General features: G+C 71.6%; 17 protein-coding genes and 1 pseudogene. 9 read left to right on the top strand and 9 right to left on the bottom strand.

Translation table 11 applies throughout. From position 1 onward, the window contains the following. Positions 1-30: 30 nt before the first annotated feature. Positions 31-234 carry a cold-shock protein gene (locus OHS82_RS20675; RefSeq protein ID WP_057577999.1) on the bottom strand — a complete coding sequence of 68 codons (204 nt, stop codon included), beginning with the start codon at positions 232-234 and terminating at the stop codon, positions 31-33. A gap of 353 nt (positions 235-587) precedes the next feature. On the opposite strand from OHS82_RS20675, the gene OHS82_RS20670 reads away from it, so the two are divergent. Then, on the top strand, positions 588-872 hold the full coding sequence (locus tag OHS82_RS20670; RefSeq protein WP_057577998.1) for an SCO0607 family lipoprotein: 285 nt from the start codon (positions 588-590) through the stop codon (positions 870-872). 64 nt (positions 873-936) lie between these two features. Next, a complete protein-coding gene (locus tag OHS82_RS20665; protein ID WP_266723023.1) occupies positions 937-1,299 on the top strand; it encodes a DUF952 domain-containing protein in 363 nt (120 codons plus the stop codon). A 246-nt stretch (positions 1,300-1,545) separates the two neighbouring features. Here OHS82_RS20665 and OHS82_RS20660 read toward each other — a convergent pair whose 3' ends face one another. Continuing rightward, on the bottom strand, positions 1,546-2,604 hold the full coding sequence (locus OHS82_RS20660; RefSeq protein WP_443061792.1) for an SCO2400 family protein: 1,059 nt from the start codon (positions 2,602-2,604) through the stop codon (positions 1,546-1,548). Between the two features lie 369 nt (positions 2,605-2,973). On the opposite strand from OHS82_RS20660, the gene OHS82_RS20655 reads away from it, so the two are divergent. Then, positions 2,974-4,551 carry a carbohydrate-binding protein gene (locus OHS82_RS20655; protein WP_057577995.1) on the top strand — a complete coding sequence of 526 codons (1,578 nt, stop codon included), beginning with the start codon at positions 2,974-2,976 and terminating at the stop codon, positions 4,549-4,551. A gap of 32 nt (positions 4,552-4,583) precedes the next feature. Here the strand turns inward: OHS82_RS20655 and OHS82_RS20650 are convergent, their stop codons facing one another. Together OHS82_RS20650 and OHS82_RS20645 are read right to left on the bottom strand one after the other, a co-directional pair. Then, positions 4,584-5,048 carry a pentapeptide repeat-containing protein gene (locus tag OHS82_RS20650; RefSeq protein ID WP_057577994.1) on the bottom strand — a complete coding sequence of 155 codons (465 nt, stop codon included), beginning with the start codon at positions 5,046-5,048 and terminating at the stop codon, positions 4,584-4,586. Between the two features lie 49 nt (positions 5,049-5,097). Continuing rightward, entirely contained in the window at positions 5,098-5,883 is a 786-nt protein-coding gene (locus OHS82_RS20645) for a TetR/AcrR family transcriptional regulator (protein WP_079041188.1), read from the bottom strand. Between the two features lie 137 nt (positions 5,884-6,020). Between OHS82_RS20645 and OHS82_RS20640 the strand changes: the two genes are divergently transcribed. The 4 genes from OHS82_RS20640 to OHS82_RS20625 all read left to right on the top strand — a co-directional run bounded on the left by OHS82_RS20640 (position 6,021) and on the right by OHS82_RS20625 (position 10,700). Next, the gene (locus OHS82_RS20640) at positions 6,021-7,052 is read left to right on the top strand and encodes a medium chain dehydrogenase/reductase family protein (RefSeq protein WP_328434280.1); all 1,032 of its coding nucleotides are present in this window, start codon (positions 6,021-6,023) and stop codon (positions 7,050-7,052) included. A gap of 186 nt (positions 7,053-7,238) precedes the next feature. Continuing rightward, the gene (locus tag OHS82_RS20635; RefSeq protein WP_328434279.1) at positions 7,239-8,111 is read left to right on the top strand and encodes a polysaccharide deacetylase family protein; all 873 of its coding nucleotides are present in this window, start codon (positions 7,239-7,241) and stop codon (positions 8,109-8,111) included. A 261-nt stretch (positions 8,112-8,372) separates the two neighbouring features. Further along, positions 8,373-9,317 (top strand): RNA polymerase sigma factor SigJ, encoded by a 945-nt coding sequence (gene sigJ, locus OHS82_RS20630; protein WP_057577991.1) that lies wholly within the window; start codon positions 8,373-8,375, stop codon positions 9,315-9,317. A gap of 102 nt (positions 9,318-9,419) precedes the next feature. Continuing rightward, positions 9,420-10,700, top strand: a complete 1,281-nt coding sequence (locus tag OHS82_RS20625; RefSeq protein ID WP_057577990.1) for an NAD(P)/FAD-dependent oxidoreductase — start codon at positions 9,420-9,422, stop codon at positions 10,698-10,700. A gap of 144 nt (positions 10,701-10,844) precedes the next feature. On the opposite strand, the gene OHS82_RS20620 is transcribed toward OHS82_RS20625, so the two are convergent. After that, a complete protein-coding gene (locus OHS82_RS20620; protein ID WP_057577989.1) occupies positions 10,845-11,183 on the bottom strand; it encodes a helix-turn-helix domain-containing protein in 339 nt (112 codons plus the stop codon). Between the two features lie 362 nt (positions 11,184-11,545). Between OHS82_RS20620 and OHS82_RS20615 the strand changes: the two genes are divergently transcribed. Next, positions 11,546-11,917, top strand: coding sequence for a hypothetical protein (locus tag OHS82_RS20615; RefSeq protein ID WP_057577988.1), 372 nt, complete (start codon positions 11,546-11,548; stop codon positions 11,915-11,917). A 70-nt stretch (positions 11,918-11,987) separates the two neighbouring features. Here OHS82_RS20615 and OHS82_RS20610 read toward each other — a convergent pair whose 3' ends face one another. The 4 genes and pseudogenes from OHS82_RS20610 to OHS82_RS20595 all read right to left on the bottom strand — a co-directional run. Further along, complete coding sequence (locus OHS82_RS20610) at positions 11,988-12,377, bottom strand: CBS domain-containing protein (RefSeq protein ID WP_443061791.1); 390 nt, start codon at positions 12,375-12,377, stop codon at positions 11,988-11,990. 107 nt (positions 12,378-12,484) lie between these two features. Continuing rightward, positions 12,485-13,960, bottom strand: a complete 1,476-nt coding sequence (locus tag OHS82_RS20605; protein ID WP_328434278.1) for a DEAD/DEAH box helicase — start codon at positions 13,958-13,960, stop codon at positions 12,485-12,487. 178 nt (positions 13,961-14,138) lie between these two features. Further along, entirely contained in the window at positions 14,139-14,342 is a 204-nt protein-coding gene (locus OHS82_RS20600) for a cold-shock protein (RefSeq protein WP_057577987.1), read from the bottom strand. 258 nt (positions 14,343-14,600) lie between these two features. Then, a pseudogene (locus OHS82_RS20595) lies at positions 14,601-14,759 on the bottom strand (helix-turn-helix transcriptional regulator); the annotation flags it as partial. Between the two features lie 565 nt (positions 14,760-15,324). Between OHS82_RS20595 and OHS82_RS20590 the strand changes: the two are divergent. Further along, the gene (locus OHS82_RS20590) at positions 15,325-16,710 is read left to right on the top strand and encodes a phosphatase PAP2 family protein (protein ID WP_057577985.1); all 1,386 of its coding nucleotides are present in this window, start codon (positions 15,325-15,327) and stop codon (positions 16,708-16,710) included. The last annotated feature ends 34 nt before the right edge of the window (positions 16,711-16,744 follow it).

Raw genomic sequence — 16,744 nt, 5'->3', positions numbered from 1 at the left:
CGTCCGCTTGAAACAGACTCAGACGACGGTTCAGGCGGGGAGGATGTTCTCCGCCTGCGGGCCCTTCTGGCCCTGCGTCACGTCGAAGGTGACCTTCTGGCCTTCCTGAAGCTCACGGAAGCCGGACGTGGCGATGTTCGAGTAGTGGGCGAAGACGTCCGGGCCGCCACCCTCCTGCTCGATGAAGCCGAAGCCCTTTTCCGAGTTGAACCACTTCACGGTGCCAGATGCCATGCTGTATCTCCTTTGGGGCAATGCCCGGTGCCCGCACCTTGCGGAACCGGTGTCGCAGCATCAGAAAAGCCCCAAAAACAAAAAGAGTGCCCGTCGACGGAAGGTCGAAAGAGCACTCTGAAGTCTCTGGTAACCGAAACTGCCACTTTTCTCACGGTAGCACAGGTCGGGATGAGGGGCCGGAACAGTTTTCCGGGCTCCCGTGCGCGTCGCGTTGAGTACGCGTACTCAGGAGGCGAGGGCCCTTCTCGCGGCAGGCTGAGCGCACACCAGCAGCCACATCTTCGGCGTCAGAGGAGTCCACCGTGGGGCAGACCGGCATTCGATTGCGTGTTCGAGCGAGTCGGGGACTCGTGCTGGCCGGAGCGGCCGCGGCGGTCGCGGTGGCCACGGCCGGGCTCACCGGCTGCTCCCTGCAGATCGAGGAGGCCGTCTGCGGCGGCGGTCAGTACCCGGTGCTCGCGGTGAACAGCGGCGGCGGCGACTGTGTGCCGGACGGCGAGGAGCCGGCGCAGGGCTGGGCCCGCTATCCGGAAGGAAAGGTCCCGGAGAAGGTCGGCGACAAGTGGGATCTGTACTGGAGCACGCGCACACTCGACGGGAAGGGCGCGATCGTGGAACTCCCGGAAGGCGAATAGGGCCGGGAGAAGGCCTCCGTGCGCCGGACGGGTGTCGTACGGGTGTCCGTTGTATAAACAGATCATGATCTATCACGTCGTGCACCCGGACGAGTGGAACGCCGGAGCCGACCGGCCCTACGCGCCCGCCTCTCTCGCCGAGGACGGGTTCGTGCACTGCTCGCCCGACGCGGAGACCACGCTCGCGGTCGTCAACGCGTTCTACCGCACCGGCCCGCGGCCCCTGCTGGCGCTGGTCCTCGACGAGGAGCGGCTCGCCGCGAGGTGTGCGTGGGAGGCGGCCGACCCCGCGCCGCCGCCCGGGGTCTCCCCCGGCACCCTGTTCCCGCACGTGTTCGGACCGCTGGACCGGGAGGCCGTGGTGCGCGTCCTCGAGGTCCGCTGGGACGCGGACGGCCGGGCGACGGGCCTGACGGACGCCGGCTGACGCTGTCTCACCCGACGCCCGACGCCCGACGTCTGCCCTCGGGCCGGTACGGATCAGAGGTCGAACTCGTGCGGTGGGAGGCCGAGGGTGAAGCACGCCTCCCGCATCGGGGCCGGACCGCTGTCCGCGCCGCCGACAGCGCAACAACGTCCACAGCGACAGCACTATGGCAACACCTTCAGCACCGTGGAGACTCACGGCCGTCGCGATTGGTTCCGGCTCCGGTGCGGGCCCTCCGGGACAAGGTCAGCCGAGGCAGATCAGGCCCAGCAGACAGACGTCGGACGGCGAGGTGGCCGCCGTGCCGGACCCCGTGCCGGACCCCGTCCCGGACGACGAGGACGACGAACCCGAAGAGGCGGACGAGGACGACGAGTTCGAGCCCGTGCCGGAGGCGGAGCCCCCGTCGGAGCCCGAACCCGAACCCGAACCCGAGGCCGACGTCGAGGAGCCCGCACCGCCGGTCGTGGCCGAGTCGGAGGACTGCTGCCCGGCCGCGCCGGTCAGGGCGCCGACCGTCGAGCCGTGGGCCGGCGATCCTTGACCCCGCTGCTGACCCGAGGACGCCGGCGCCGAGAGCGCCGTCGTGCCGGCGGGCGGCGCGGCGGAGTCCGTGCGGGCGCCGGACCGCGAGTCCTGCTTCGGGGCGGCTCCGGTGGCCGGCGACTGTGACGGGGAGGAGGCGGACGGTGCGTTGCGGTGCCCGTCGGACCGGCTCACCGTGGGGACGGTGTGCTCCAGGGTCGGTTCCTCCCCGCCGGCGGCGGTGGGGGTCTCCGGCGCCGAGGCCGCCTGGGCCCGGTCGCCGTTCTGCCGCTCCAGCGCGGCGACCGCCAGCCCGCTGACGAGCGTGACGGCCGTCACGACCACGGCCCGCCGCTGGTTCTTCTTCCAGCGGGCCAGCTGCCGCCGGCGTGCCGCCCGGCCCTGCGGCGCCGCGGACACCGCCGCGACGGCGGATGAGGCCGTCTCGCCCGTGAGGTCGACGTCGAGGTCGTCGTCGTTGTCGGCATCGAGACCGAGGGCGACGTCGAGAGCCCGGTCGGGAACGCGCTCGGGAACGCGTTCGGGGAGCGGGCCGGCCGACATCGCGGCAGTGACGGGCGCGGGGGTGGAAGACGCGGGGACGTAGGGCGCGGGCGTGAAGTGCGCGGTGGGCGCGTACGGGGACACCGCCCGTGCGGTCCCGGCCCGGACCGTGTGTCCGTGGGTCGGGATCGGGGCGATGTCCGGGGCGTAGGCGCCGCACCCTGGACACACCAGGGCTCCGTTGAGATGCCGACGACACGAGGAGCAGTAGTCCATCTGCGGTCTTCCTATTTGACGTGCCGTCGCTCCGTCCTGGCCGCGACCTGATCACGTTCGCACGGGGAGTCGAACGGCCAGCAACGCTAACGAGTCGTGCGCAGGACTGTGTGCAGCCTGTGTGATGCTCCTGCGCGAATGTGTCGAGGGATGTCGGCACGTGGTGCGCGCACGCCCCGGCCGTGCTGCACGCGGAGCCGACATGAGGCTTTTGCGCCGTCCCTGCCGCTCAGGCTGTACATCCATGTGAACAGAAATCAAGTACGCGTCTATTGACGTGCTCAGGGCGACACCCCTAGCTTCCCGGAGAAAGCGCTTTCCGTACCTCTGGCAGACGACCCGCACCGTCCTGGAGATGGAGAGAACGACATGCTTGTGAGACCCGTCATCGCCTGTGCCGGCCTGGTGGCAGGCGCGCTCGTCGCGTTGTCCGGCACCACGGCACAGGCCGCCACCACCCGCTATGAGGCCGAGGCCTCCCCGGCGGTCTGCACCGGCACCATCGACTCCGACTGGACCGGGTACTCGGGCAGCGGTTTCTGCAACGGAGCCAACTCGACCGGCGGATATGCCCAGTTCACCGTGAACGCGGCCACGGCCGGCACCGCGACGGTCACCGTCCGCTTCGCCAACGGCGCCGCGGCCGCCCGCCCCGCCTCGCTGGTCGTCAACGGCACGACCGTGCAGACGCCGTCCTTCGAGGCCACCGGCGCCTGGTCGACGTGGGTCACCAGGACGTTCACCGTGTCGCTGGTCGCCGGCGCCAACACGGTCCGGCTCAGCCCCACCACGTCCGCCGGACTGCCCAACGTCGATTTTCTCGACGCCGACGTGACGGGCTCCACGCCACCGCCGGCGGGCTCCGCCCTCTACGTGGCCCCGGGCGGCACCGACGGCGCGGCCGGCACGCAGTCCGCGCCGACCACCCTCACCTCGGCGATCAGCCGGGTCGCCGCCGGCGGAACCATCTACCTGCGCGGCGGCACGTACGCCTACGGGTCGACGGTCACCGTCCCGGCCACCAGCAACGGCACCGCGTCCGCCCGCACCACGCTGGCCGCCTACCCGGGTGAGACTCCGGTGCTCAACTTCTCTGCGCAGAGCGAGAGTTCGGCCAACCGCGGGCTCCAGCTGTTCGGCTCGTACTGGCACGTCAAGGGTCTCGTCGTGGAACACGCCGGGGACAACGGGATCTACGTCGGCGGCAGCGACAACGTCATCGAGCGCACGGTGACCCGCTACAACCGCGACACGGGACTTCAGCTCGGACGGATCGCCTCCACCACGCCCGCCGCCCAGTGGCCGGCCCGCAACCTGATCCTGAGCGCCGAGTCGCACGACAACGCCGACTCCGACGGCGAGGACGCCGACGGATTCGCCGCGAAGCTCACCACCGGAACCGGCAACGTCTTCCGGTACGCCGTCTCGCACAACAACATCGACGACGGCTGGGACCTCTACACCAAGACCGACACCGGAGCCATCGGCCCGGTGACCGTCGAGGACTCCCTGTCCTACGGCAACGGCACCCTCTCCGACGGGACCGTGAACTCCAACGGCGACCGCAACGGCTACAAGCTCGGCGGCGACGACATCGCCGTGAACCACGTCGTGCGGCGCAGCATCGCCTTCCACAACGGCAAGCACGGGTTCACCTACAACAGCAACCCGGGCTCCATGGCGGTGTCGAACAACCTGAGCGTCGACAACGCCCAGCGCAACTACTCGTGGGACGCGGGGACGTCGGTCTTCCGCGGCAACACGTCCTGCCGGTTCTCGGTCAGCGGTTCGAACGACAAGACCGTCGGCGACGCGGACAGCTCCAACCAGTTCTGGGCGGGCTCCAACGGCAGCCGGTGCGCCTCGTACTCGGGCGCCCTCGGCTGGTCCTTCGCCTCGGACGGCCGCCTGGTCGTGACGCTGGGAGGCAGGCAGGTGACGCTGTAACGGGCACGGCCGGCGCCGTCTCCATGCACGGATCAGGCCCGGGTCGAGGGGGACCCGGGCCTGATCCGCTGTTCCGGAAACCCGCGGGGCTCTCCTGTGACCCCCTCCAGCCGGACGTCGCGCAGGACCGCGCGCTCGAAACGGGCTGCGGTGAGATCGGTGAGGCCGTGCGGGGGGACGCCGGTGTTCACCGATCCGAGCACGGCGCCGGTGAGATCGGCGTCGCGCAGGTCGGCGTGGCTCAGGTCGCAGCCGGCCAGGCGCGCCCCGCGCAAGGACGCGCCGCGCAGGTCGGCATGGCTGAGATCGCAGAACTTCAGACTGCAGCGGCTCAGGTCGGCGTGGCGCAGGTCGGCTCCCGCGAAGGAGCAGCGGGTGAACCGCAGGGGGGCCAGGAGGACGGAGATCAGGTCCTGGCCGGCGAAGTCCTCCGCGGTGAGAGCTGCGGAGCGAGGCAGTGCCGCGAGTCGGTTCCTCGCGCTCGGGCGGGTGGTCATGGAGGCCAGCGTGCCGGACGGAGGGGCGGGCCGGCACGCGGATTTGCCGTCAGCCGGCCGAAGGGGCGGCGGTCGGGCCGGTGTGCGACCCGGCCGGTCCGGGGTACGGGGCCGCCAGGGTGGACAGTTCCGCGTCGAAGAGCAGGGCGGCGTCGAAGCCCATTCCGGTGAAGTGGCCCGCGAGTTCCAGGGAGAGGACCCCGTGCAGCCGGGTCCAGAAGGTCAGGGCCCGGTATGCGGCGGCGGCGGGGGCCGGGTGGCCGTGCGCCCACTGGTGGCCGAGCCCTTCGAGACGCGCGGCGAAGGACGTCGCCGGGTTGTCCGGAGCGGCTCCGGCTTCCCCTTCGGCTCGGGCTCGCCCTTCCGCGGCGCAGGCGTCGAGCAGGCTCGCCATGATCTCGGAGGCGATCGCGGTGATGTCGTCGGGTGCGTGGTAGCCGGGGACGGGTGTGCCGTAGACCAGGAAGTACCGGTGGGGATCGGCCAGGGCCCAGGCGCGCAGCGCCCGCGCGATTGCGGGCAGGCCGGCGTCGGCCGCCGGGGCGGCGCGAAAGGCGTCGGCGAGGCTGCGATAGGCGTCCCTGATCAGCTCGGTGATCAGCTCGTCCCGCCCGGCGAAGTACCGGTACAGCGCGGGTCCGCTCATCCCCATCTGCTTGGCGATCGCGTTGAGCGAGAGCGCGGACGCGCCCGCCGTGGCGATCTGCTCCCATGCGCGCTGCTTGATCTCCGCACGCACCTGGGCGCGGTAGCGCTCGCGAGGAGACTTCGCGGCCGTGTCCGCACCCGTCTCGGCACCCGTTTCGGTGCCGGTGCCCGCGTTCCTGTCCGCCATCCGTCGGCCGCCTTCCCGCTCCGCGCTCAAGTCCGTTAGAGGGTATCACCAACGTTATTGACACTCGCTCGTTGGTTGCGTTACAACTTCTAACGAACACGAGAGCCGGTAACGAACCGGCGGGACTGGAGGTCGTCATGAACGCCGGAGAACTGGTCGAGGTCGTCCTGCCGGGCAAGGTCGAGCCGGAGGGCCTGCAGATCCGGCACGGCGTGATCCCCGCCCCGGGGCCCGGGCAGGTGCTGGTCCGCGTGGAAGCGACCGGCGTGTCCTTCGCCGAACAGCAGATGCGCCGCGGCCGCTACTACGACCAGCCGCCGTTCCCGTTCGTACCGGGCTACGACCTGGTCGGCACGGTCCTGGCGGCAGGCGAGGGCGTCGGACCGGAGCTGACCGGCGTCCGGGTGGCCGCTCTGGTCAAGGTCGGCGGCTGGGCGAGCCATGTCCTCGTCGACGCGGGCGACGCGGTGCCGGTGCCGCACGGCGTCGACGCGACGGAGGCGGAGACCCTGGTGGTCAACGGCATCACCGCCTGGCAGATGCTGCACCGCAAGGCCCGGGTCCGGGCGGGGCAGACCGTCCTGGTGCACGGCGCCAACGGCGGCGTCGGCTCGGTCCTCGTCCAGCTGGCGCGGGCCGCGGGGGTGAAGGTGATCGGCACGGCGTCCGCCCGTCACCACGATGCGCTGCGTCGGCAGGGAGTCGTCCCCGTCGACTACCGCACGGAGAACGTGCCGGCGCGCGTCCGCGAACTCGCCCCCGCGGGCGTGGACGCGGTCTTCGACCACGTCGGCGGCCGGAGCGTCGTCGACTCCTGGGGCCTCCTCGCCCCCGGCGGCACGCTCGTCGCGTACGGCACGGCCTCCACACGGGACGACGAGGGTTCCAGGCAGTGGCCCGTGCTCAAACTGCTCTGCCGGCTGTGGCTGTGGAACGCCCTGCCCAACCGGCGCCGCGCCGGCTTCTTCAACGTCTGGGCCGGCCGCGCCCTGGCCAGGAACGCCTTCCGGGCCCGTCTGCGCGACGACCTCACCGAACTCTTCGACGCCCTCCAGCGCGGCGACGTCACTCCGCAGATCGCCGCCCGGCTGCCGCTCACCCAGGTCGCCGAGGCACTGCGCCTCGCCGAGTCGGGCACGGTCGCCGGCAAGGTCGTGCTGAACCCCTGACACGGGTCCGGGCCTTCGGCGCCCGTCCCCCCGGCTTGCCCGACTGCCCGCCCTGCCAGGTCGCCCAGGGCCGGTGAGGTGCGTGACATCCGAGGCGACGGTGGAACCCCGGACATCTGTTCGTCGTCAAGAAAGGCGAACCACACGAACAGATGAACGCACGGAACTACATGGGGTGGGCGCGCGGTGGACAGGCGGATCAGGGGGGCGGCGCTGGCCTGCCTCCTCTTGACGGCGGGCCTGGCGACGGGCTGCACGACCGAATCCCGCGCGGACTCCTCGGCCACCCCGGACGCCTCCGCGTCGTCCAAGCGGGCCGGCCGGGGCGAGGCGGGCGCGCGGGCGGGCACGGAGGCCGACACCAAGGCGGCGACCGCCGCCGCCTACCGCAAGTGGGGGCTCGAACCGCTCGCCGCGCCGCCGGCGCCGCCCGCGACCAAGCCGTCCCGGCCGGCGGCCGAGGGCGGCGGGGTGCCGGTGATCAGCGAGATACCCACCCAGCAGAAGATCGTCTTCCTCACGTTCGACGACGGGGCCGAGAAGGACCCGAAGTTCGTGACGATGATGCGGGAACTGAAGATCCCCTTCACGATGTTCCTGACGGACGCCGCCATCCGCGCCGACTACGGCTACTTCAAGCCGCTCCAGCACTTCGGCGACGGCGTCCAGAACCACACCCTGACCCACCCGAACCTGCGCACCCTGGGCGCGAGCGCCCAGAAGCAGGAGATCTGCGGCCAGCAGACCAAGCTCAAGGCCGAGTACGGCACCACGCCCAGGCTGCTGCGCCCGCCCTACGGCAACTGGAACGAGGACACCCGGGCCGCGGCGGCGTCCTGCGGCCTCGAGGCGATCGTCCTGTGGCGCGAGTCCATGCAGATCACGAACATGCAGTACCAGCGAGGCGACAAGAAACTCCACCCGGGCGACATCATCCTGGCCCACTTCCGCGGCCCGTCCGAGCTCAAGGGCACGACGATGACCGAGATGACGGCGAACATGCTGCGCCACATCCAGGAACAGGGATTCACCGTCGCCCGCCTCGAGGACTACCTGTAGGACCGGATCCAGGACCGCCGCGCCAGGAGCGCCGGACCAGGACGGCCCGGCTGCCCTGTCCGGGCTCAGCCGACTGAAGGCGTCCGCCGTGCGGTGCCGCAGGAAGTGCACCATGCCGAGGGTCCCGCCGCGTGCGCGCAGCGGGACCAGCATCAGCGAGTGGATCATGCACTTCGAGACGGACTCGACACGGACTCGACACGGACTCGGCGCGGGCCTCGGCCGGCCGCCCCGTCGGCGGTTCGGCCTAGAATTCTGGTCATGCCCCTGACCATGAGCGACGTGGACCGGTTCGAGGCGGCACGCCCCCGTCTGGGAGCCATCGCCTACCGCCTTCTCGGCTCGGCGAGCGAGGCGGAGGACGCCGTGCAGGAGACCTTCCTGCGCTGGCAGGCCGCCGACGTCGAGCGCGTCGAGGTCCCCGAGGCCTGGCTGACGAAGGTGCTCACCAACCTGTGCCTCAACCAGCTCACCTCGGCCCGCGCACGGCGGGAGACCTATGTGGGCCAGTGGCTCCCCGAGCCGCTGCTCGCCGGGGACCCGATGCTCGGCCCGGCCGACACGGCCGAACAGCGCGAGTCGGTGTCGTACGCGGTGCTCGCCCTGCTGGAGCGCCTCTCCCCCAACGAGCGGGCCGTGTACGTGCTGCGGGAGGCGTTCGACTACCCGCACCGGGAGATCGCGGCGATCCTCGACCTCACCGAGTCCGCCAGCCAGCAGATCTTCCACCGCGCGAAGAAGCACGTGGCGGACGGCAGGACCCGCACCGAGATCGACGAGGCCACCGCCCGGCGGATCATCGACGAGTTCCTGGAGGCCGCGACCAGCGGCCGGACCGAGCCGCTCGTGCGGCTGCTGACCCAGGACGCCGTCTCGATCGGCGACGGCGGCGGAAAGGTCCCGGCCCGCGCCACGCCGTTCGAGGGCGCCCTCGCCGTCGCGAAGTTCCTGCGGGGCCTGTTCACGCCCGGCAAGGCCAAGCGCGCCCTGGTCGGCGGATCGCCCGGGATGTACGCCGCGACCGCCAACGGCGGCCCCGCCGTGGTGGCGGTCCTCGACGGACGGGTCATCGGCGTCATGTGCCTGGAGGTCACCCCCGAGGGCATCACCGCGTTCCGCAACCAGGTGAACCCCGACAAGCTCGAACGCGCGACCGAGCGGTGGGCGGCCGCGGACCACGGCGAACCCCTGGTCGTTCCCTTCTGACGCCCACCACGTCGATGTGAGGTGCTTCACATCCCGTATCTGTCAGGAAACGGCGGGCCGTCCGGTTCAGGAGTCGAATCCGCTCAAGACAGGAGCAGGGATATGCAGCACCGCATCATCGTCCTCGGAGCCGGATACGCCGGAGCCATCGTCGCGGGCCGCCTCGCCAGGCGGCTGCGCCCGGAAGACGTCGCCGTCACCCTCGTCAACGCCGAGGCCGACTTCGTCGAGCGCGTCCGTCTGCACCAGCTCGCGGTGGGCCAGGATCTTCCGTCCCGGCCGCTCGACGAGATGTTCGCGGGCACGGGCGTCGAGCTGAGGGTCGCGAGGGTCACCGGCGTCGACGTCGACCGCAGGGCCGTGACCGTCGTCGACGCCGACGGCGCCGGGGAGCTGGCCTACGACACCCTCGTGTACGCCCTCGGCAGCGGCTGGAACGACCAGGGAGTCCCCGGCGTGGCCGAGCACGCCCACCAGATCGCCGGCCGCCCCGGCGCGCTCCGGCTGCGTGAGCGCCTCGCCGGGCTCACCGCCGGACAGCCCGTGGTCGTGGTCGGCGGCGGACTCACCGGCGTCGAGGCCGTCACCGAGATCGCCGAGGCCCGCCCCGACCTCGACGTGGCCATCGTCGCCCGCGCCGGCCTCGGCGACTGGCTCTCGCCCAAGGGGCGCGGGCATCTGCGGAAGGTCTGCGACCGGCTCGGCATCACCGTGCACGAGCACGCCGCCGTCACCGGCGTCGAGGCCGACCGCGTCACCACCGCTGACGGCGGGTCGGTCCCGGCCGCGGTCACCGTGTGGACCACCGGCTTCGCCGTCCACCCGATCGCGCAGGCCACCGCCCTGGAGGTCACCGACACCGGCCGGATCGTGGTCGACGGCACCATGCGCTCGGTCTCGCATCCGGACGTGTACGCCGTCGGCGACGCGGCCATGGCCAAGGGCGTCGGCGACAAGCCGCTGCGGATGTCGTGCGCCTCGGGCGTCCCCATGGCGTGGCAGGCCGCCGACGCCGTCGCGGCGCGCCTGACCGGCGGGAAACTCTCGGACACGCCGCTGCGCTACTTCAACCAGTGCATCTCGCTGGGGCGCAGGGAGGGCCTGATCCAGTACGTCACCGGCGACGACCGCGCTGTGCGGGCGGCCCTGACGGGTCGGCTCGCCGCCGTCTACAAGGAACTGGTCTGCAAGGGCGCGGCCTGGGGTGTGGCCAACCCGCTGCTCGGGCCGTCCCGCCGCCGCCACGTGGTACGGGAGACCCTGCGGGAGCAGGCGGCCCCGGCGAACCCGGGAGCCCCGGCGGGCTCGCCCGCCTCGACCTTTGCGGCCGACCCGAACGGCCCCGTGGAGTCGACGGACCCGGGGGTCAAGGCGCCGGCGTGACGCGCACCCGGACCGGGCGTCGTCGATATCCGGGCGGCGCCCCGGCGGAGAGGTACGCATGGACGCCGGGGTGTTCCGGGGAGCGGGTCGCGGGGAGCGTGTTCCGGGGGGTGGGCGTCCCGTCGGCGGTCGGCGCCCGGACGATCAGTCGGCGCCGCCGGGCGCCCGGTTCGCGGCCCGGTGGTACTCGGCGTTGATGCGCTGGGCCTCCTCGAGCTGGTCCTCGAGGATGACGATGCGGCAGGCGGCCTCGATCGGCGTCCCCCGGTCGACGAGTTCGCGGGCGCGGGCCGCGATCCGCAGCTGGTAGCGCGAGTACCGGCGATGTCCCCCCTCCGAGCGCAGCGGGGTGATCAGTCGTGCCTCACCGAGGGCTCGCAGGAACCCCGGGGTGGCTCCGATCATCTCGGCCGCCCGGCCCATCGTGTATGCGGGGTAGTCGTCGTCGTCCAGACGATCACCGAGAGGGTTGTCCGTTGTCATGTCACCTCGCTGTGCAACGCGTCGAGGGGCCCCGGCGCCGTACGGCACCAGGGCCCCGGGGGAAATTCAACACCATCTGTCGGCCTTGCCGCTGTGCCGACCTTCGGTTACCGCCGGTCGCCCCGGCGCGGGAAGCGCGGCGGGGCGCCGGTGGGCGTCGCTCGTGAGGCCCTGGAGAAACCCCGCCGACCTGCGAGGAGAGCTCTCCTGCGGTGGGCGGGCGCGGGGGCGGGCGCGGGGCGGACGGTGCCGCCGCGCCGCCGTCCGGTCGGCCGCCGCCCGGTGCGGTCCGCGCCGTCCGGGCCACGGGTTCACGACCGTGGGGCGGTAGGCGGACCGGCGACTGCATAAAATGTGCTCTCATGTCGAACCCCGATGAGCTGCTCGTCGCCATCTCCGCCGCGGTGGAGTCCGAGCCGAGCAATCAGATGTCGCTGACCGTGGTCGTGGGCGGCGCCGTCATCACCGGCCGGCTGGCGCCGGAAGCCGTGTGGAGGGAGCGGGTCGCGGAGGTCCTGAAGGACTCCGACCGGCTCGGCCCGTTCTCCGAGATCTTCGCCCGTGCCCCGCGGGAGGGCGGGACCGGCGGCGAGGCGCCCACGCACCTGCACTTCCATCTGGCCCGCATCCTGCAGGGCAACCTGGGGATCCCCGAGGCGGGAGGCATGTACCGGGTCGCGATCAAGGACGTCGGCGCGTGGACCGTGGGCGACTTCAGCTACTTCGACCGGTGAGACGCCGGCCCGTCCGCGCGTCCTGAGGCTCGCGGCGGCGGCCGGCGGTCACGGAGAACCACGTACCGGATCAGTGGGAGACGGCGAGTCCGCCCGGGGTCCGGGTGTGCTCGACGGGATCGCAGGGTCGGACGCCGGACCGGATCCCGCGCGATCGCGGCGATCCGTCCAGGACGTCCCGCAGACGGATCCGGTCCGTGTACGTGGAACCGCCGCGGAGGGCGGCGAGCCGGGCCAGGGTGACCACGCCCGTGCTCTGGTCGTCGCCGTCGCACACGGTCAGGTACCCGACCCGGGCGCCCGCCATGACGGCCAGGGCGACCTCGACGGTCATGTCGTCACTGACCCGGGGAGTGTGCGCGTCGACGCCGTCCGCCGTGTCACCGGCTCCGGCCGGCAGCCCGGCCATGGCCGCGGGGGCGGGGTGTGCCGTGCGGTACTGCGTCTGAGCCGGCGTCAAAGGTGCCTCCTGCGGTGAGGGGTTCGGGTCGTGTGCGAGAGAGTGCCGTGGGCATGCCGGGGCCCGGGGAGAGCACTGCCTCCCCGGGCCCCGGCATGGCACAGGTCTCAGGCGGCCGAGTCGAGGTCGGGCCGCCGCGGCGTCCGGCGGCGCACCGCCGAGCCGACCGGCCGGCCCTGGCCGGCGCGGCCCCGGCGGCTCCGGGACGGCGACGACGGGCGGCGCGGACGTTCCACGGCCGGTGCGGTGATGACGACCGGCACGCCGGACGGCGTCTGCGCTCCGGTGATCCGGCTCAGCTCCGCCTCGCCCGACCGGACCGGGGTGACGCGCGCGCGGATGCCGGCGTCGGCCATCAGGCGGGTCATGCCGCGTCGCTGGTGGGGCAGGACGAGGGTGACGACGGTGCCGGACTCGCCGGCGCGGGCGGTGCGGCCGCCGCGGTGCAGGTAGTCCTTGTGGTCGCCGGGCGGGTCGACGTTGACGACGAGGTCGAGGTTGTCGACGTGGATGCCGCGGGCGGCCACGTTCGTCGCGACCAGGACCGTGACGTGACCGTCCTTGAACTGGGCCAGGGTCCGGTTTCGCTGCGACTGGGACCTGCCGCCGTGCAGGGCGGCGGCGCGGACGCCGCTGCCGAGCAGGTGGTCGGTCAGCCGGTCCACCGCGTGCTTGGTGTCCAGGAACATGATCACCTTGCCGTCCCGCGCCGCGATCTCGGTCGTCGTGGCGTGCTTGTCCGCGTCGTGGACGTGGAGCACGTGGTGCTCCATCGTGGTGACGGCGCCGGCCGACGGGTCGACGGAGTGGACGACGGGGTCGGTCAGGTAGCGGCGGACCAGCAGGTCGACGTTGCGGTCCAGGGTGGCGGAGAACAGCATCCGCTGCCCGCCCGGAGCCACCTGGTCGAGCAGGGCGGTGACCTGCGGCATGAAGCCCATGTCCGTCATCTGGTCGGCCTCGTCGAGGACGGTGACGGCGACCCGGTCCAGCAGGCAGTCACCGCGGTCGATGAGGTCCTTGAGGCGTCCGGGCGTGGCGACGACGACTTCGGCGCCGCCGCGCAGGGCGTGCGCCTGCCGGCCGATCGGCATGCCGCCGACGACGGTGGCGATGCGCAGGCGCACCGAGCGGGCGTAGGGGGTGAGGGCGTCCGTGACCTGCTGGGCCAGTTCCCGGGTCGGGACGAGGACGAGAGCCAGCGGCTGGCGGGGTTCGGCCCGCTGTCCTGCGGTGCGGGCGAGCAGGGCGAGGCCGAAGGCGAGGGTCTTTCCGGAGCCGGTGCGGCCACGGCCCAGGACGTCCCGGCCGGCCAGCGAGTTCGGCAGCGTCGCGCCCTGGATCGGGAACGGCGTGGTGACGCCCTCGGCGTCGAGCGCGGCCAGCAACGGCTTCGGCATGTCGAGTTCGGCGAACGACTCCACGGCCGGCAGCGCGGGCGTGATCGTCTTCGGCGGCGCGAACTCGGCCGGCGCGGCCTGCCGGTTTCCGTAGCCGTGGGAGCGGCGCGAAACACCGGAGCGGCCGGTGGCGGCGCCTCCTCCGGAGCGGCCGTATGTGCGGTTCGTGCGGTCGCGATTCATGCGGGATCTCCTCGATGCGGGCACGTATCAAGGGATTTCCGCAGCAAAGTGAACGGCGCTGAAAATCGCGAGAACGAGCCGGTGATGACAGGACGGAATCGCCCTGGAAAACAAAACGAGCTGGGGCCCGCACCCCTAGGTGCGGGCCCCAGCTGCAAAGAACGCGTCTGTGCCGGTGTCAGGCGATGACGATGTTCTCGGCCGTCGGGCCCTTCTGGCCCTGGGCGATGTCGAACGACACCTTCTGGCCCTCGAGCAGCTCACGGAAGCCCTGGGCAGAGATGTTGGAGTAGTGGGCGAAGACGTCGGCGCCGCCGCCGTCCTGCTCGATGAAGCCGAAGCCCTTTTCGGCGTTGAACCACTTCACGGTGCCAGTAGCCATTGTGTTTCTCCTTCGGAGACGGTGTCAGGAATGCGCCCTGTGCGGATTCCGTGTCGCCGTGATGATCAGCCGTCGGAAAAACCTTCTGGCAACCACACCTGCAACTGACAACGACAGTAGCACGTCGTGATCGGACCTGTGCGGCGAATAACTTCGAGCCGTTGGCGGCCCCAGAAATATTCCCCGGGCGCTGCGTCCATTTCTCATTTCGCGAAAACAGATATTGCTCGTTCGGGCCGTGACGTTGCCGGTCACGGCTCACGGACGGTTCGGGAGCCGGCCCCGCTGGACGGCGCGTACGCCGGCCTCGAAGCGGCTGCGCGCGTCGAGGCGGTCCATGGGTTCGGAGGCGATGCGCCGGGCCGTGCGCGGGGACACGCCGAGCCGCTCGGCGATCCCCTCGTCGGCGTGGCCGTCGGGCGAGGTGAGCGAGTCCACGCCGGGCCGGCCGCTGGACTTCAGGACGGGGCGGTCCCGGTCGAGCCACGCCGTTGATCTTGTAGCGGAGCGGCCGGCCGTCCGAGGTCGGGGCGACGATGCGGTCGTCGCCCGCGGCGGCCGGCGTCTTCAGGGCGAAACCGGTGTCGATCATGACGTGCCGGCCTGTGCGGGCCGACCCGGAGGGCTTGGCCTGCGGGACCAGGTACTGGTGGAGCTGACCGTACTGGTGGAGCTGACCGTCGACCGTGCCGTAGATGGACACGGAGCCGGTGCGCGAGGCGACGGCCTGCGCCGCTCCGCCGGTCACGGCGGCGAGCACGAGGGGCATCGCGCCTACGGCGAGGGCGGCGGACGTAAAGATGACGCCCGAAATGACGACCGAAACACAACCCGGCGAAGTCCGTGCACCGCTCCGATAACATGTTCGAACTCGCGAGGAACGCCCCTCCTTGTCCGTCCCCTACCGCAAGGGCACGCCGTCCAGCGCGAAAAAGTACCTGTTCAGCCCGCATCTCACACACTGGTCAGACAATTGATACCTATGTCATCACGGGTGTTCTCGCGAATAAAGGGTCCGAAGGCCGTCCTGTGGGCGGCGGCCGGTGTGGCGGCGCTCGGGCTCTTCGTCATGCTGGAGATCGTCGCGCGGCACTACGGTCTGCCGGGCCCGATCACCAGCCAGGCGCGCGAGGTGATATTCCCGCCCAAATCAGGCGGTCTGCTGTACGCCAGCATGGCGTTGATGCTCGTGGTGGTGGACTGGCGGCAACGGTTCATCGCGGTCGGCGCCGCGATCGGCATCGACCTCGGCTTCCTGCTGGTCCGGTGGGCGGCCGGCATCAAGGTGACGGAGGGCCACCCCTTCGGCAACGGGGCGCTGTGGGTGACCCTCGGCTGTGTGGTCGTCGCGCTCACCCGCCGCACCGGCCGTGACCGCGCCCTGCTGCTGAAGGGCGCCGGGCTGGCCCTGCTGCTGATGGCCGGCCGCAAGACCGGGGACACCTGGCTGCTCATCACCTCCGCGACCCGCCCGATGGTGCTCGACCAGTACGTGGCGATCGCCGATCACGCGTTGGGCAACCCGTCGTGGCTCGTGGGCCGCGCCGTCACGGCCACCGGGGCGATCGGCTTCAACGTCCTCGACTTCGTCTACGGGCAACTGCCGGTGGCCGCGGTCCTCGTGGCGCTGTACCAACTCCGCAACGTCGCGGCCGAACGCCGTTTTCCGCGCCACCATCTGGTGCGCACGTTCCTGGCGATCGGGCTCCTCGGCCCCGGCATCTACATGATCTTCCCGGTGGTCGGACCGATCTTCGCCTACGGCGACGGCACCGAGCACTGGACCGCGGTCAGCCTGTGGCAGGAGTCGCACTCCAGCGTGCAGTGGGCGGTGGCCGATCTGTGGCCGACGACTCCGCCGCCGATCAGCCCTCCGCACCCGATGCCGTTCGACGGGGTCACCCCGCGCAACTGCATGCCCAGCCTGCACACGGCATGGGCCACCGCGATCTTCATCCACACCCGAAAGGGTCCGCGGACGTTGCGCTACGCCGGTGCGTTCTGGCTGGTCGCCACGCTCGCCGCGACGCTGGGATTCGGCTTCCACTACGGCGTGGACATCCTCGCCGGCGTGGTGTTCACCCTCACGATCGAAGGAGCCCTGCGCGCGCACGACCGCGGCTGGGCGCAGTCGGGCATCCGGCTGGTCGCGTACGGCACGACGGTCTTCGTCGCGCTCCTGCTGTCGTACCGCTACCTGCCGCTGGAGATGGCCGGGCATCCGTGGTTCTACGGACCGCTCCTCGTCCTCGCGACGGGCTCGGTCGTCTACGCCTATCTGCGGACCACCGCGGCGTGGGAACCGAAGCCGGTGCTGCCCCGTCAGGCGGAACCACAGCAGCACGCCTCCGCGGTGAAACCGCTGTAGCCCCGCTCGGGCCCGGCGCGCGGGGCCGGGCGCC

This window comes from Streptomyces sp. NBC_00425, assembly GCF_036030735.1.
Lineage (GTDB): Bacteria > Actinomycetota > Actinomycetes > Streptomycetales > Streptomycetaceae > Streptomyces.
Note: the sequence above shows the minus strand (reverse complement) of the source record. Positions and strands in the feature narration are given on the sequence as shown.

Coding starts and splice junctions, on each gene's coding strand:
- OHS82_RS20675 (WP_057577999.1), bottom strand. CDS start 234: ATGGCATCTGGCACCGTGAAGTGGTTCAACTCGGAAAAGGGCTTCGGC.
- OHS82_RS20665 (WP_266723023.1), top strand. CDS start 937: ATGATCTATCACGTCGTGCACCCGGACGAGTGGAACGCCGGAGCCGAC.
- OHS82_RS20660 (WP_443061792.1), bottom strand. CDS start 2,604: ATGGACTACTGCTCCTCGTGTCGTCGGCATCTCAACGGAGCCCTGGTG.
- OHS82_RS20655 (WP_057577995.1), top strand. CDS start 2,974: ATGCTTGTGAGACCCGTCATCGCCTGTGCCGGCCTGGTGGCAGGCGCG.
- OHS82_RS20650 (WP_057577994.1), bottom strand. CDS start 5,048: ATGACCACCCGCCCGAGCGCGAGGAACCGACTCGCGGCACTGCCTCGC.
- OHS82_RS20645 (WP_079041188.1), bottom strand. CDS start 5,883: ATGGCGGACAGGAACGCGGGCACCGGCACCGAAACGGGTGCCGAGACG.
- OHS82_RS20640 (WP_328434280.1), top strand. CDS start 6,021: ATGAACGCCGGAGAACTGGTCGAGGTCGTCCTGCCGGGCAAGGTCGAG.
- sigJ (WP_057577991.1), top strand. CDS start 8,373: ATGCCCCTGACCATGAGCGACGTGGACCGGTTCGAGGCGGCACGCCCC.
- OHS82_RS20625 (WP_057577990.1), top strand. CDS start 9,420: ATGCAGCACCGCATCATCGTCCTCGGAGCCGGATACGCCGGAGCCATC.
- OHS82_RS20620 (WP_057577989.1), bottom strand. CDS start 11,183: ATGACAACGGACAACCCTCTCGGTGATCGTCTGGACGACGACGACTAC.
- OHS82_RS20615 (WP_057577988.1), top strand. CDS start 11,546: ATGTCGAACCCCGATGAGCTGCTCGTCGCCATCTCCGCCGCGGTGGAG.
- OHS82_RS20605 (WP_328434278.1), bottom strand. CDS start 13,960: ATGAATCGCGACCGCACGAACCGCACATACGGCCGCTCCGGAGGAGGC.
- OHS82_RS20600 (WP_057577987.1), bottom strand. CDS start 14,342: ATGGCTACTGGCACCGTGAAGTGGTTCAACGCCGAAAAGGGCTTCGGC.
- OHS82_RS20590 (WP_057577985.1), top strand. CDS start 15,325: ATGTCATCACGGGTGTTCTCGCGAATAAAGGGTCCGAAGGCCGTCCTG.